The sequence below is a fragment of the Knoellia locipacati genome, assembly GCF_007992835.1.
GTDB lineage: Bacteria > Actinomycetota > Actinomycetes > Actinomycetales > Dermatophilaceae > Knoellia > Knoellia locipacati.
On the sequence record NZ_BKBA01000003.1, the window covers coordinates 193,624 to 206,482 of the forward strand.

A 12,859-nucleotide genomic window follows, 5' to 3' on the forward strand; every position below is an offset into this window, starting at 1 on the left:
CACCACGGCGCAGCAGTGCACAGCGCGGGACGCGACGGAGACGTCGCGCAGGCGACCCCACCCGGCGACGACGCGGCACTTGGTGGGGTTTGGGGCGATATCCGCGATCCGTTGGCAGAGATTGACAAGGCGACCACCCGGCATACCCCGCTTGAATCTCTGACATGGCTCAGCGACGCATCAGGATCGGGATCGACACCGGCGGCACGTTCACGGACGTGGTGGCCTTCGACGAGGACTCGGGGGATCTCGTCACGACGAAGACCCCCAGCACCCCCAGCAACCCCGCCGACGGGTTCATCAACGGCATCGACAAGGTGCTCGGTCTGATGGAGGCCAGCGGCGACGACATCACCGCCGTCTGCCACGGCACCACGGTGGCGACCAACAAGCTCCTCGAGGGCAAGGTCGAGCAGCTCGGGTTCATCACGACCGAGGGCTACGAGTTCATGCTCGAGATCGCCCGCCAGGCCGTGCCCGACGGCTACGGCAACTCCTACTTCTGGGTCAAGCCGGCGCGCATCGTCCCCGCCGAGTCGGTCCGCACCGTCGGTGGCCGCTTCGACTTCGAGGGCAACGAGATCCGCCCCTTCGACGAGGAGAGCGCCGTCGCCGCGGCCCGCTGGTTCAAGGACCAGGGCATCACGACGATCGGCGTCTGCTTCCTGCACTCCTACGCCAACGACGAGCACGAGCTGCGGATGCGCGAGATCCTGCGCGAGGAGCACCCCGAGGCGATCGTGTCGATCTCGAGCGAGGTGCTGCGCGAGTACCGCGAGTACGAGCGTTCGATGACCACCCTCGTCGACGCCGCGGTCAAGCCCAACGTCAGCCGCTACGTCACCAACATCCACGAGCGGCTCGACGGCTTCACCCAGGGCTCCGGCCGCCAGATCCCCTTCTACATCATGAAGTCCAACGGTGGCGTCCTCTCCGCGGACGAGGTCGTGCACCAGCCGATCACGACGACGATGTCCGGCCCCGCCGCCGGTGCGCTCGGCGCCGCGCTCATCGCGCAGAAGGCCGGCTTCGACAAGATCCTCACCTGTGACGGTGGCGGCACCTCGACCGACGTCTCCGTCGTCCTCGACGGCGAGCCCACCCTCACGACCGAGGGCACCGTCGGCGCCTACCCGAGCAAGATCCCGATGATCGACGTCGTCACCGTCGGCGCGGGCGGCGGCTCGATCGCTTGGGTCTCGCCCGAGGGCGCCCTCAAGGTCGGCCCGCACTCGGCCGGCGCCGACCCGGGCCCGCTCTGCTACGGCAAGGGCGGCACCGAGCCGACCATCACCGACGCGCACGTCACCCTCGGCCGGATCCCGCCGCACCTCCTCGGCGGTGAGATCCCGCTCGACGTGGAGGCCGCGCGCACCGGCGTGCAGGCCCTCGCCGAGCGGCTCGGTCTCGACTTCGAGCGCTGCGCCACCGGCATCCTCGAGATCTCCGCGTGGAACCAGGCCAACGCCCTGCGCCAGGTGAGCGTCAAGCGTGGGCTCGACGTCCGCGACTTCATGCTCACCACCTTCGGCGGCTCCGGCTCGCTGCTCGCCTGCCGCCTCGTCGACATCCTCGACCTCGCCGGTGTCGTCGTCCCGCCGAACCCGGGCAACGTCAGCGCCTTCGGCCTGCTCACCGTCGACGTCAAGAACGACTACGTGCAGACGCAGGTCGCCAAGCAGGCCGCGCTCGACCACGCCGCGATCGAGAAGACCTTCTCCTCGCTCACCGAGCGCGCCGCCGCCGCCCTGTCCAAGGAGGGCTTCGCCGCGGAGGAGCACCAGTTCACCCGCACCGTCGACCTGCGCTACTTCGGCCAGGCCTACGAGGTCCGCGTCAACGCACCGACCGACGCCGCCATCGACGACGCGTATGCCGCGAAGGTCGCAGAGGCCTTCCACGACGAGCACCGCCAGCTCTACGGCTACGACTTCCGGAACGACCCGACTCAGCAGGTCGAGTGGGTCAACCTGCGCGTCACCGGCGTCGGCCCGATCACGCGCCCCGAGCTGCAGGAGCTGGCCCCCGTCGCCGACGACGCAGGCTCGGTCGAGGACCGTGCCCGCCGCTCGACCCGTGAGGTCTGCTTCGACGCCGAGGACGGCTACGTCGAGACCGGCGTCTGGTGGCGCCCCGATCTCGCCGTCGGCGACACGATCACCGGCCCGGCGATCATCGAGGAGTTCGGCTCCACGGTCCCCGTGCACCCCGGCTTCGTCGTCCGCGTCGACACCTACGGCAACCTCGTCATCACCAAGGAGGACAAGTGAGCACCACGTCCGCTGCGCCCCAGGCCACGCCGGCCACCCCAGCCGCGCCGGCCGCGTCGGGAAACCCCGCCGGCCTGCCCACGGCATACGAGCACGGCAAGCGGCTCACCGAGCCCGGAAGCACCGTCGACCCGATCCTCGTCGAGATCGTCCAGGGCACCCTGGCGAGCGTCGAGATGGAGGTCGAGACCTCGATCGCCCGCACCTCGCGCTCCCCCATGATCCGCGACGCCCACGACTTCCGCGCCGGCATCCACGACCGCCAGCTGCGCAAGCTCACCGGCCGCTCGTACTCGGCGCTCGTCCACCCGATCGCGCGGGACTTCCCGCTCGAGGAGATGAACGAGGGCGACGTCTTCTTCCACAACGACGTCTACGAGTCCGAGGGTGGCATCGGCCACCTCCCCGACCTCTGCGTCACCGTGCCCGTCTTCCACGACGGCGAGGTCGTCGCGTTCGTCCAGGCCTTCGGCCACCACGACGACATCGGCGGCGCCTGCCCCGGCTCCATGCCCAGCGGCGCGCAGTCGGTCTTCGAGGAGGGCCTGTCGGTCCCCCCGATCAAGCTGTGGGACGCCGGCGTGCCCAACAAGGCCGCGCTGCGGATCATGACGCGCAACTCGCGCATGCCCGACAGCCTCGCCGCCGACCTCGACGCCGAGTGCTCCGCCTGCCTCATGGGTGCCCGCCGGCTCTCGGACCTGTTCGCGCGCTACGGCCGTGACAGCGTGGAAGCGGCGTTCGACGCGATCCTCGACAGCACGACGGAGACCTACCGTCGCGAGATCCTGTCGAAGATCCCCGCTGGCACCTACGTCTGGGAGGACTACGCCGAGCACGACGGCGTCGACGAGCCGATGCTGCACACGCAGCGCATCACGCTCACCAAGGTCGACGACGCACCCGCCGACCCGGATACGAACTTCACCGGCGGCGCACGACTCATCGTCGACTTCACCGGCACCGCGAAGCAGGCCAAGGGCCCGATCAACCACTGCGGCGACTACGTCGGTGGCAACTTCCTCAAGAAGTGGCTCGCGCCGATCCTGCGCAACCTCGCCGACACCCCCGAGCGGATGGCCGAGCTCGACGTCAACGAGGGCATCGTGCCGCTCATCGAGATGCGCTTCCCCGAGAAGGGCACGCTGCTCACGCCGATCTACCCCGCGCCGACCAACGCCCGTACGTTCGTCATCCTGCGCCTGCTCGGTGTCCTCGGCGGCGTCGTCGCCAAGGCCGTCGACGGCAAGATGCCGGCCGACCAGGAGACGATCCGCTACACCGGCGTCTACGGCAAGGACCGCGACGGCAACGACTACCTCATGCGCGAGGTGCTCGGCGGTGGCTCCGGCGGTCGCTACTACGCCGACGGCGAGGACACCATCCACGTCGTCCCGGACTCGCGGAACCTCCCGACCGAGTTCACCGAGTCGCGCTTCCCGTTCATCGTCGAGCGCCTCGGCCTCGCCGTGGACTCCGGTGGCGCCGGGCGCTACCGCGGCGGCCTGGGCTACGAGAAGCACATCCGGATGCTCCAGGACGCGAACTTCATGTCCATCGCCGACCGCTCGATCCTCGCCTGCTGGGGCGTCAAGGGTGGCAAGGCCGGTATGCCGTTCCACGTCACCATCGACGTGGGTGGGCCCGACGAGCGCGTCGTCGACGCCCTCGCCGACGCCGAGCCGGTCAAGGCCGGGCAGGTCATCCGCATCCGCACCACCGGTGGTGGCGGTTGGGGCGACCCGCTCGAGCGCCCCCTCGACGAGGTCGAGCGCGACCTCCGCTGGGGCAAGGTGTCCTTCGACGGTGCGCGGACGGCATACGGCGTCGTCGCCACGGGCGGCAAGGACGACGTGAGCATCGACGTCGAAGCGAGCGAGTCGCTTCGTGCGCAGATGCGCGAGCAGCGTTCGGACGAGCCGTTCTTCGACCGCGGCCCCGGCTACGCCCAGCTGGCGGACGGCGCCACGGCCAGCGAGTACGACTGGATGTGACCGGTCGATGACCGAGGTGCTCGTCATCGGCGCGGCCGGCAAGACCGGTCGCGCCGTGACGCGCGCGCTGCTGGCGCGTGGGGTCACCGTGCGGGCTGCGGTCCGTCCCGGGTCGAGCAGTGCGGTGTATGCCGGCGTGCCCGGTCCCGGGACCGACGCGGCTCCCGAGGTCCACACCGTCCCCGTGGACCTCGAGTCCGGGGCCGGGCTGCCGGTCGCGATGGCCGGCGTCAGCGGGGTCTACCACCTCGCACCCAACGTCCACCCCGACGAGGTCGGGATCGCGAGACGGGTCGCGGAAGCCGCTGTGGCAGAGGGCGTCTCACGCTTCGCCTTCCACTCCGTGCTGCACCCGGACGACGCGTCGATGCCCCACCACCTGCGCAAGGCCGAGGCCGAGCGTGAGATCCGGTCGTTCGTCAGGACCGCCACGGTCCTGCGTCCGGCGGCGTACCACCAGAACCTCGTCGACGCCGCTCTCGCGGGACGGATGGTCGTCCCCTACTCGCTCGACTCGGCGTTCACGAACGTCGACCTCGACGACGTGGCCGAGGTGGCGGCGCTCGTGCTCTGCGACGGCAGGCTCGAGGACGAGACCCTCGACCTCGCCGGTCCCGAGGCCCTCACCGTCCGGGAGATGGCCGCGCGGGCCACGGCCGTCCTGGGTCGTCCGGTCGAGGCAGCGGAGCTCTCCCGTGACACCTGGACCACGGGTCCCGGCGCATCGCTCACGGCGCAGGCCCGCGACGACCTGCTGGCGATGTTCCGGTCCTACGACCGCGACGGGCTCGTCGGCGGCGTCGGCACGCTGCGTGACCTCCTCGGACGCGAGCCGCGCACCTGGACCGACGTGCTCGCCGACGCCGCCACTGCCTGACCCCGCACCTCCGGGTCATCCGCGGGGCCTAGGCGTGCGTCGCGACCGGCGCTAGCGTTGACGGACGTCCGCAGCGGGAGGCCCGGGATGGATGTGTCGACGTTCTATGCGCTGTTCTCCGCCACGTGCTTCACGCTCGTCGGGCTGTGGTGGACCGTCGTCCAGCGGCACGAGGCGTGGCTGCGAACCCCGCACGGCCGGCGCGACGCGGGTGGCATCTACCTCGCGTTCCTCCTCCCCGCACTCATGGGGCTCTTCGCGCAGGTCGGCGGGACCGAGAACCCGGCGATCTGGCGGGTGAGCTTCGTCGTCGTGGCGCTCATCGGGTGCTGGTCGACGCTGCGGCTCCTCCAGCGCTCGCGGGCCGACGGGGACTCGGGCCTGTTCGCCCGGCACCGCTGGATCGCCGCGACGATCTACCTGCTCATCGCGGTGCTCGGAGTGGCACCCGAGATCGTGGAGCCGCTGGGGGTCACCCCGCTCCAGGCGGAGGCGACGCTGCTCATCCTCCTCGTGGCCCTGGCCCACTGGCTCGTCTGGGAGTTCATGACGCACGCCGAGCCCGAGGCCGACCGCGACCCGTCGTCCGGCATCTGAGGGGCGGGCCACCGGCCCCGACCCCGGCCACCGGGGTGCCGGTGGCACCATGAGCCGGTGACCGACCACCAGACCTTCCTCGACCGCGCCGTCGACCTCGCCATCGCCAACGTCGCCGACGGCGGCGGCCCGTTCGGAGCGGTCGTCGTACGCGACGGCGTCATCGTCGGCGAGGGAGCCAACCGCGTCACGGCCACGCTCGACCCGACGGCGCATGCCGAGGTCGTCGCGATCCGCGCCGCCTGTCAGGCCGTCGGCGACTTCTCGCTCGAGGGCGCCACGGTCTACGCGTCGTGCGAGCCCTGCCCCCTCTGCCTCTCCGCGGCGCTGTGGGCCCGGGTCGACGCCGTCGTGCACGCCGCCGACCGGCACGCCGCTGCGGGGGCCGGCTTCGACGACGCCGAGTTCCACGGCCTCCTCGACCCCTCGCCCGACCTCGACGCGTGGCCGCTGCGTCGTGTCCACCTGCCGACACTACGGTCGGACGAGCCCTTCGCCGCCTGGACCGCGACGGCCGACCGCACGGCCTACTGAGCCTTTCCACCGGTCGACCCTCATCCGGTCGCAGGTGCGCTATCTTGTCTCGCATGGTACCCGGCGACGACGCCATCCTGACGCACCTGCGGCGCGGTGCGCTGGAGTACTGCGTGCTCGCCATGCTGCGCGACGACGAGCTCTACGGCCTCGACATCGCTCGCCGGCTCAGCACCGACGGGATCCTCCTCTCCGGCGAGGGCACGCTCTACCCACTCCTCGCACGGCTCCGCAAGGCCGGGCTGGTGGACACGACGTGGCGCGAGTCCGCCGAGGGCCCGCCCCGGCGCTACTACGTCCTCACCCGCGACGGGCGCGCCGCTCTCGACACCTTCACCCGCACCTGGAAGCCGTTCCGGGACGCGGTCGACTCCGCCATCCAAGGGGGCCCAGCATGACTCCAGCCACGACCCACCCGCTCGCGGCTGCTTGGCTGCGTGACCTCGAGCTGCTGCTCCACGGCGTCGATCCGGGCGAACGCGCCGAGGTCCTCGCCGGCGTCCACGAGCACCTCGACGCGAGCCTGCGTCGGGACGCGTCCGAGGACGACGTCCGCCGGGTCCTGACCGAGCTCGGCTCACCGCAGTCGGTCGCCGATGAGGCGTATGCCGGCCGCCCCGCGACCGTTGTCGTCCCGTCTCCGCGTCGCCCCGCGTCGCCGTGGACCGCGGTTCTCGCAACTGCCGGGAATGCTTTCGCGCTCCTCCTCCTGCTACCGCTGGTCACCTTCGGGATCTCGGCTGCGTCAAGCCTCCTGTTCGCCTTCCCCGTCTTCGTCCTGCCATGGCTCGTGGTGTGCGTCCTCACGGCGATGAGCGCACGGTGGAATCCACGTGAGAAGGCGATATCGGCGCTCGTCATCCCCACGACAGTCGTCGCAGTGACACTGGTCATCGGGATCATGATGGCGCTCATCGGTCCGCACCCCGTCAACCTCGTGCCCACGTTGGCCGTGCTCGGTGCAGCCCTGTGCGTCCTCGTCCGGCTGGGACGCAGCGCGCTGCGCTGAGGTGAGCACACGGCATACGGCTGGGTTTTGGCAGAAGGTGACACGCTGCGGGGTCCGTCTTGCCACGACCTGCCCGATCACGAGAGCAACCGCGCTCCCTAGGCTCGGGACATGACCGGACCCCTGCAGGACATCACCGTCGTCGACCTGTCCCGAGCTCTCGCCGGCCCGCACGCCGCGATGATGCTGGGCGACATGGGTGCTCGCGTCATCAAAGTCGAGTCGCCCACGGGCGACGACACCCGGGGCTGGGGGCCACCCTTCGTCGGGCCCGAGGACGACCCGATCTCGACGTACTTCCTCAGCGCCAACCGCAACAAGGAGTCGATCACCCTCGACCTCAAGTCCGACGACGGGCGCGACGTCCTCACGAGGCTCGTGCAGCGCGCCGACGTCCTCATCGAGAACTTCCGTCCGGGCGTCATGGACCGCCTCGGCTTCGGCAACGAGCGCCTCCACGAGCTCAACCCGCGCCTCGTCGTCCTGGCGATCAGCGGCTTCGGACACGACGGTCCGCAGGGCGGGCGCGCGGGCTACGACCAGATCGCGCAGGGTGAGGCCGGGCTCATGTCCGTCACCGGTCCCGACGCGGACACCCCGCAGCGGGTCGGCGTCCCCATCGGCGACCTCCTCGCGGGCATGTACGGCGCCTACGGCGTCGTCTCCGCCCTCCACGAGCGCAACACCACCGGCACCGGACGCGTCGTGCGCACGTCGCTGCTCGCAGCGGTCGTCGGCGCGCACGCGTTCCAGGGCACGGCCTACACGGTCGCCGGACACGTCGGGCACGCCCAGGGCAACCACCACCCGGCCCTGTCGCCCTACGGCCTGTTCCACTGCGCCGACGGCGACGTCCAGGTCGCGTGCGGCAGCGAGTCGCTGTGGGTCAAGCTCGCCAACGCGTTCGGGATCGACCCTGCGACGCCGGGCATGGCGACCAACCGCGAGCGCGCGGCCAACCGCGACCGGGTGACCGCCGCCCTCAACGAGGCGTTCTCGACGTGGCGCCTCGACGACCTCCTCCCCCGGCTCGACGAGCTCGGCATCCCGGCCGGCGAGGTCCGCACCATCGACCGCGTCTACGACTGGGACCAGACGCGGTCGCAGGGGCTCGTCCTCGATGTCGACCACCCCGTGCTCGGGTCGATCGAGATCCCCGGCCCGCCGATCCGCTTGGACGACAACGCCTTCGCCGGAGGTCGCGAGACGCACCTCGCGCCACCGATGCTGGGCCAGCACAACGAGAGCGTGCGCGCCTGGCTCGCCGACGAGGACCCGGCATGAGCGACGGGCCCACCGCCAAGCCGGCACGTCCCACCTCCAGCGAGCTCATCGCGGCCGTCCTCGACGACGGCACGTGGCAGAGCTGGGACGAGGCACCTCTCGCCGTGGCGCAGGAGGGCAGCCCGTATGCCGTCGAGCTCACCGCCGCTGCCGAGAAGGCCGGCACCGACGAGTCCATCGTCACCGGCGAGGGGCGGATCGGTGGTCACCGCGTCGCGGTCATCGCGGGCGAGTTCAAGTTCCTCGCGGGGTCGATCGGCGTCGCCGCCGCGGAGCGCATCGTACTCGCCTTCGAGCGAGCCACCCGCGAGCGCCTGCCCCTCTTCGCTGCACCCGCCTCCGGCGGCACGCGCATGCAGGAGGGCACCCCGGCGTTCGTGACGATGGTGAAGATCTCGGCGGCGGTCGCCGCCTACAAGCGCGAGCACCTGCCCTACATCACCTACCTGCGCCACCCCACGACCGGCGGCGTGTTCGCCTCGTGGGGCTCGCTCGGTCACGTCACCGTCGGCGAGCCCGGCGCGACCATCGGCTTCCTCGGCGCCCGGGTCTACGAGGCGCTCTACGGCCAGCCGTTCCCCGACGACGTGCAGACCGCCGAGAACCTCTTCGCCCACGGCCTGCTCGACGCGGTGCTCCCGGTCGAGCTGCTCACCGCCACGGCGGCCCGCTTCCTCGACCTCGTGCTCGCGCCGCACGACTCGACTCCGGCACCGGACGTGCCGAAGGAGCCGCTGGCCGACGTCCCGGCCTGGGACTCGATCGTGCGCTCCCGCAACGCTGCTCGCCCCGGCGTTCGGGCGCTGCTCAAGCTCGGCGCCACCGACGTGCTCCCGCTGTTCGGCACCGGCGCCGGCGAGTGGGACCGCTCGCTCTTCCTCGCGCTCGCCCGGTTCGAGGGCACCCCGTGCGTCGTCCTCGGGCAGGACCGTCGCGGCGAGCAGACCGAGGCGCCGCTCAGCCCGTCGGGCCTGCGCGTCGCCCGTCGTGGCATGAAGCTCGCGACCGAGCTCGACCTGCCGCTGGTGTCCATCATCGACACCGCCGGCGCCGCACTCTCCAAGGAGGCCGAGGAGGGCGGCATGGCCGGCGAGATCGCCCGCTGCCTCTCCGAGCTCGTCGTGCTCGAGGTGCCGACGGTCTGCGTGCTGCTCGGCCAGGGCACCGGCGGTGGCGCCCTCGCCCTCATGCCCGCGGACCGCGTCATCAGCGCCCAACACTCGTGGCTGTCCCCGCTGCCACCGGAGGGCGCGTCGGCCATCCTCTACCGCACCCCGGACCGCGCGCCCGAGCTCGCCGAGCGCCAGCGCGTGCGATCCCTCGACCTGCTCGAGGACGGGATCGTCGACCGGATCGTCGCCGAGCACCCCGACGCGTCCGACGAGCCGGAGGCGTTCTGCCGCCGCATGGCCCAGGCGATCCGGCACGAGCTCGCCGACCTCGGCGACCGCGACCGCGAGCGGCGCCTGCACGACCGCCACGCCCGCTACCGTCGCCTCGGCGGGGGCGCCGACCCGCGCTGAGGCGTGCGCGCCGGCGGGCACGACCGCACGCCCACCAGCACCCGGGCCCCGTGACCACCGACACCTGCCAAACGGGGACGCCTCACCTGTCAGGTCATGCCAACGCCCGTACCCGGCCCCCTCCATAGGCTCGCCGCAACGGCATACCGACGGGGTGTGCCTCCCCGAGCAGGAGGTGGGTCGGTGCGCGTACTCGTGGCACTCGGCGGCAACGCCATGACGTCCCCCGACGGGACGGCCCACCCGGCCGACCAGGTCCGCGCCATCAGCGAGGCGATGGAGCACGTCGCGGAGCTCGTCAGCGCCGGCCACGACGTCGTCCTCACCCACGGCAACGGCCCCCAGGTGGGCAACCTGCTCGTCAAGAACGAGGTCGCCGCGCACGTCGTCCCGCCGGTGCCGCTCGACTGGTGCGGCGCGCAGACGCAGGGGACGATCGGCTTCACCATCCTCGACGCCCTCGAGCCCGCGCTCGCCCGCCGCGGTGTCGCCCGTCCGGTCGCCGCGCTCGTCACCCGCACCCTCGTCGACGCACAGGACCCGCACTTCCAGTCGCCCACCAAGCCCGTCGGGCGCTACCTGCCGGCCGACCAGGCGCAGCAGATGATCGACCACGGACAGCAGTGGGAGGACCGCGGCGACAAGGGCTGGCGCCGCGTCGTCGCCTCCCCCGAGCCCCAGGAGATCCTCGACCTCGGCGCCATCCGCGCCCTCGTCGAGACCGGGCACGTCGTCGTCGCCGCCGGCGGTGGCGGCATCCCCGTCGTCCGCGAGGAGGACGGCACCCTGCGTGGCGTCGAGGCGGTCATCGACAAGGACCTCACCGCGGCCCTGCTCGCCAGGGCGCTCGGTTGCGACATCCTCATCATCGCCACCGACGTCGACCACGCCATGGTCGACTACGGCACCCCGGACGAGCGTCCGCTCGGCGTCACCTCGCTCGCGCAGATGCAGTCGTATGCCGCGGACGGCCAGTTCGCGTCCGGCTCGATGGGCCCCAAGGTCGACGCCGCGCTGCGTTTCGCCGAGAGTGGTGGCCGCAGCATCATCACGTCCCTCGAGCACATCACCGATGCGGTCGAGAGCGAGTTCGGCACCGTCATCGACGCCAGCCCCGAAGACTGATCCACCCGATTCACCCACCAGTTCCGCTGTCCCACTGCGGTTTCCGCATCCAGAAAGGTCACGCCGTGCCAGAAGCCATCGAGGTCCGCAAGGTTCCGATCCACAGCGTCTCGGACGCCTCCGAGCTCGCCAAGCTCATCGACGACGGCGTGATGGAGGCCAGCCGCGTCATCGCCATCATCGGCAAGACCGAGGGCAACGGTGGCGTCAACGACTACACCCGGATCATCGCCGACCGCGCGTTCCGTGAGGTGCTCGTCGAGAAGGGCGCCCCCGCCGACCAGGTCAAGCAGGTCCCGATCGTGTGGTCCGGCGGCACCGACGGCATCATCAGCCCCCACGCCACGATCTTCGCGACCGTGCCCGAGGACAAGACCGAGAAGACCGACGAGCCGCGGCTCACCGTCGGCTTCGCCATGAGTGAGCCGATCAAGCCCGAGGAGATCGGCTACACCGGCATGATCTCCAAGGTCGCCGAGGCCGTGAAGGTCGCCATGGAGCGCGCCGGCATCACCGACCCCAAGGACGTGCACTACGTCCAGACCAAGACCCCGCTGCTCACGATCCACACGATCCGTGACGCGGAGTCGCGCGGCGAGAAGGTGTGGACCCACCACACGCACGAGTCGATGGACCTCTCCAACGGCACGACGGGTCTCGGCATCGCCGTCGCCCTCGGCGAGATCGAGATGCCCACCGACGCGGACGTCATGGAGAACCGCTCGCTCTTCTCGTCGGTGGCCTCGTGCTCGTCCGGCGTCGAGCTCGACCAGGCCCAGGTCGTCGTCGTGGGCAACGCCCGCGGTGTCGGTGGCCGCTACCGCATCGGCCACTCCGTCATGCGTGACGCCCTCGACGCCGACGGCATCTGGGAGGCCATCAAGGACGCCGGCCTCGAGCTGCCCGAGCGCCCCCACACGAGCGACATCAAGGGCCGCCTCGTCAACGTGTTCCTCAAGTGCGAGGTCAGCCAGGACGGCGCGGTCCGTGGTCGCCGCAACGCCATGCTCGACGACTCGGACGTGCACTGGCACCGCCAGATCAAGTCCGCCGTCGGTGGCGTCACCGCCTCGGTGACCGGCGACCCGGCCGTGTTCGTGTCCGTGTCGGCCGCCCACCAGGGCCCCGACGGTGGTGGCCCCGTCGCCGCGATCGTCGACCTCGGTGAGGGCGAGCCCACCGGCTACGCCGCTCCGGGAGCCCCCAACGCCTGACCCCGGCGCTGCAGCGACCGAGTGCCCCGGGACCACCGTCCCGGGGCACTCGGTCGTCAGGGCCGGGTGCCGCCGGCGTTGAACCAGTCCGCGACGGCGTCGCGTTGGGCCCGGTCCATGTCCTGCCTGTCACGCGGGGTGAACCCCGAGGTGTGTCCGCGGTCCCAGAGCCAGGCCGCCGCGAGCACGACCAGCAGCACGATGCCGGCGATGACCCAGAACACGTCAGCCACCGCCCCCACCCATGCCGCCGCTGAACCCGCCAGCCCCGCCGAAGTTGTCCTGGTCGTTCTTCGCGTCCTGCGCGTGACGCCGGGTCTCGAGGCCCTCACCGAAGGTCGAGCCCTTGTGGCGACGGTCGTAGAAGGTGGACGCGACGAACACGACGGCCAGGACGAGGGCGATCGTTCCCCAGAGCCAGAGCATGGGACC

General features: G+C 71.3%; 13 protein-coding genes. 11 read left to right on the plus strand and 2 right to left on the minus strand.

Annotated features, from left to right (window positions below):
* The first annotated feature begins 164 nt into the window (after positions 1-164).
* The 11 genes from KLO01_RS02410 to bar all read left to right on the plus strand — a co-directional run bounded on the left by KLO01_RS02410 (position 165) and on the right by bar (position 12,427).
* On the plus strand, positions 165-2,270 hold the full coding sequence (locus tag KLO01_RS02410; protein WP_147061955.1) for a hydantoinase/oxoprolinase family protein: 2,106 nt from the start codon (positions 165-167) through the stop codon (positions 2,268-2,270).
* Complete coding sequence (locus tag KLO01_RS02415; protein WP_246136016.1) at positions 2,267-4,264, plus strand: hydantoinase B/oxoprolinase family protein; 1,998 nt, start codon at positions 2,267-2,269, stop codon at positions 4,262-4,264. Before KLO01_RS02410 ends, KLO01_RS02415 begins: the two co-directional genes overlap by 4 nt.
* A 7-nt stretch (positions 4,265-4,271) precedes the next feature.
* Positions 4,272-5,141 carry an NmrA family NAD(P)-binding protein gene (locus tag KLO01_RS02420; RefSeq protein ID WP_147061956.1) on the plus strand — a complete coding sequence of 290 codons (870 nt, stop codon included), beginning with the start codon at positions 4,272-4,274 and terminating at the stop codon, positions 5,139-5,141.
* Between the two features lie 87 nt (positions 5,142-5,228).
* Complete coding sequence (locus KLO01_RS02425; protein WP_147061957.1) at positions 5,229-5,738, plus strand: hypothetical protein; 510 nt, start codon at positions 5,229-5,231, stop codon at positions 5,736-5,738.
* A gap of 57 nt (positions 5,739-5,795) precedes the next feature.
* Positions 5,796-6,272 (plus strand): nucleoside deaminase, encoded by a 477-nt coding sequence (locus tag KLO01_RS02430; RefSeq protein WP_147061958.1) that lies wholly within the window; start codon positions 5,796-5,798, stop codon positions 6,270-6,272.
* 53 nt (positions 6,273-6,325) lie between these two features.
* Entirely contained in the window at positions 6,326-6,670 is a 345-nt protein-coding gene (locus tag KLO01_RS02435; RefSeq protein WP_147061959.1) for a PadR family transcriptional regulator, read from the plus strand.
* On the plus strand, positions 6,667-7,281 hold the full coding sequence (locus tag KLO01_RS02440) for a DUF1700 domain-containing protein (RefSeq protein ID WP_147061960.1): 615 nt from the start codon (positions 6,667-6,669) through the stop codon (positions 7,279-7,281). Before KLO01_RS02435 ends, KLO01_RS02440 begins: the two co-directional genes overlap by 4 nt.
* 111 nt (positions 7,282-7,392) lie before the next feature.
* Positions 7,393-8,565, plus strand: a complete 1,173-nt coding sequence (locus tag KLO01_RS02445; protein ID WP_147061961.1) for a CaiB/BaiF CoA transferase family protein — start codon at positions 7,393-7,395, stop codon at positions 8,563-8,565.
* Positions 8,562-10,088, plus strand: a complete 1,527-nt coding sequence (locus tag KLO01_RS02450) for a carboxyl transferase domain-containing protein (RefSeq protein ID WP_147061962.1) — start codon at positions 8,562-8,564, stop codon at positions 10,086-10,088. Before KLO01_RS02445 ends, KLO01_RS02450 begins: the two co-directional genes overlap by 4 nt.
* A 183-nt stretch (positions 10,089-10,271) precedes the next feature.
* Entirely contained in the window at positions 10,272-11,213 is a 942-nt protein-coding gene (locus tag KLO01_RS02455) for a carbamate kinase (protein WP_222611912.1), read from the plus strand.
* Between the two features lie 65 nt (positions 11,214-11,278).
* Entirely contained in the window at positions 11,279-12,427 is a 1,149-nt protein-coding gene (gene bar, locus KLO01_RS02460) for a barbiturase (protein ID WP_147061964.1), read from the plus strand.
* 56 nt (positions 12,428-12,483) lie between these two features.
* Here the strand turns inward: bar and KLO01_RS17025 are convergent, their stop codons facing one another.
* Positions 12,484-12,660, minus strand: coding sequence for a hypothetical protein (locus tag KLO01_RS17025; protein ID WP_186827886.1), 177 nt, complete (start codon positions 12,658-12,660; stop codon positions 12,484-12,486).
* Positions 12,653-12,853, minus strand: coding sequence for a hypothetical protein (locus KLO01_RS02465; protein ID WP_147061965.1), 201 nt, complete (start codon positions 12,851-12,853; stop codon positions 12,653-12,655). The genes KLO01_RS17025 and KLO01_RS02465 overlap by 8 nt, the downstream gene beginning before the upstream one ends.
* Positions 12,854-12,859 lie beyond the last annotated feature (6 nt).

What these genes read in the sequence shown, in the direction of transcription:
- KLO01_RS02445 (WP_147061961.1), top strand. Translation starts at nt 7,393, where the DNA reads ATGACCGGACCCCTGCAGGACATCACCGTCGTCGACCTGTCCCGAGCT.
- KLO01_RS02440 (WP_147061960.1), top strand. Translation starts at nt 6,667, where the DNA reads ATGACTCCAGCCACGACCCACCCGCTCGCGGCTGCTTGGCTGCGTGAC.
- KLO01_RS02410 (WP_147061955.1), top strand. Translation starts at nt 165, where the DNA reads ATGGCTCAGCGACGCATCAGGATCGGGATCGACACCGGCGGCACGTTC.
- KLO01_RS02420 (WP_147061956.1), top strand. Translation starts at nt 4,272, where the DNA reads ATGACCGAGGTGCTCGTCATCGGCGCGGCCGGCAAGACCGGTCGCGCC.
- KLO01_RS02450 (WP_147061962.1), top strand. Translation starts at nt 8,562, where the DNA reads ATGAGCGACGGGCCCACCGCCAAGCCGGCACGTCCCACCTCCAGCGAG.
- KLO01_RS02425 (WP_147061957.1), top strand. Translation starts at nt 5,229, where the DNA reads ATGGATGTGTCGACGTTCTATGCGCTGTTCTCCGCCACGTGCTTCACG.
- KLO01_RS02465 (WP_147061965.1), bottom strand. Translation starts at nt 12,853, where the DNA reads ATGCTCTGGCTCTGGGGAACGATCGCCCTCGTCCTGGCCGTCGTGTTC.
- KLO01_RS02435 (WP_147061959.1), top strand. Translation starts at nt 6,326, where the DNA reads ATGGTACCCGGCGACGACGCCATCCTGACGCACCTGCGGCGCGGTGCG.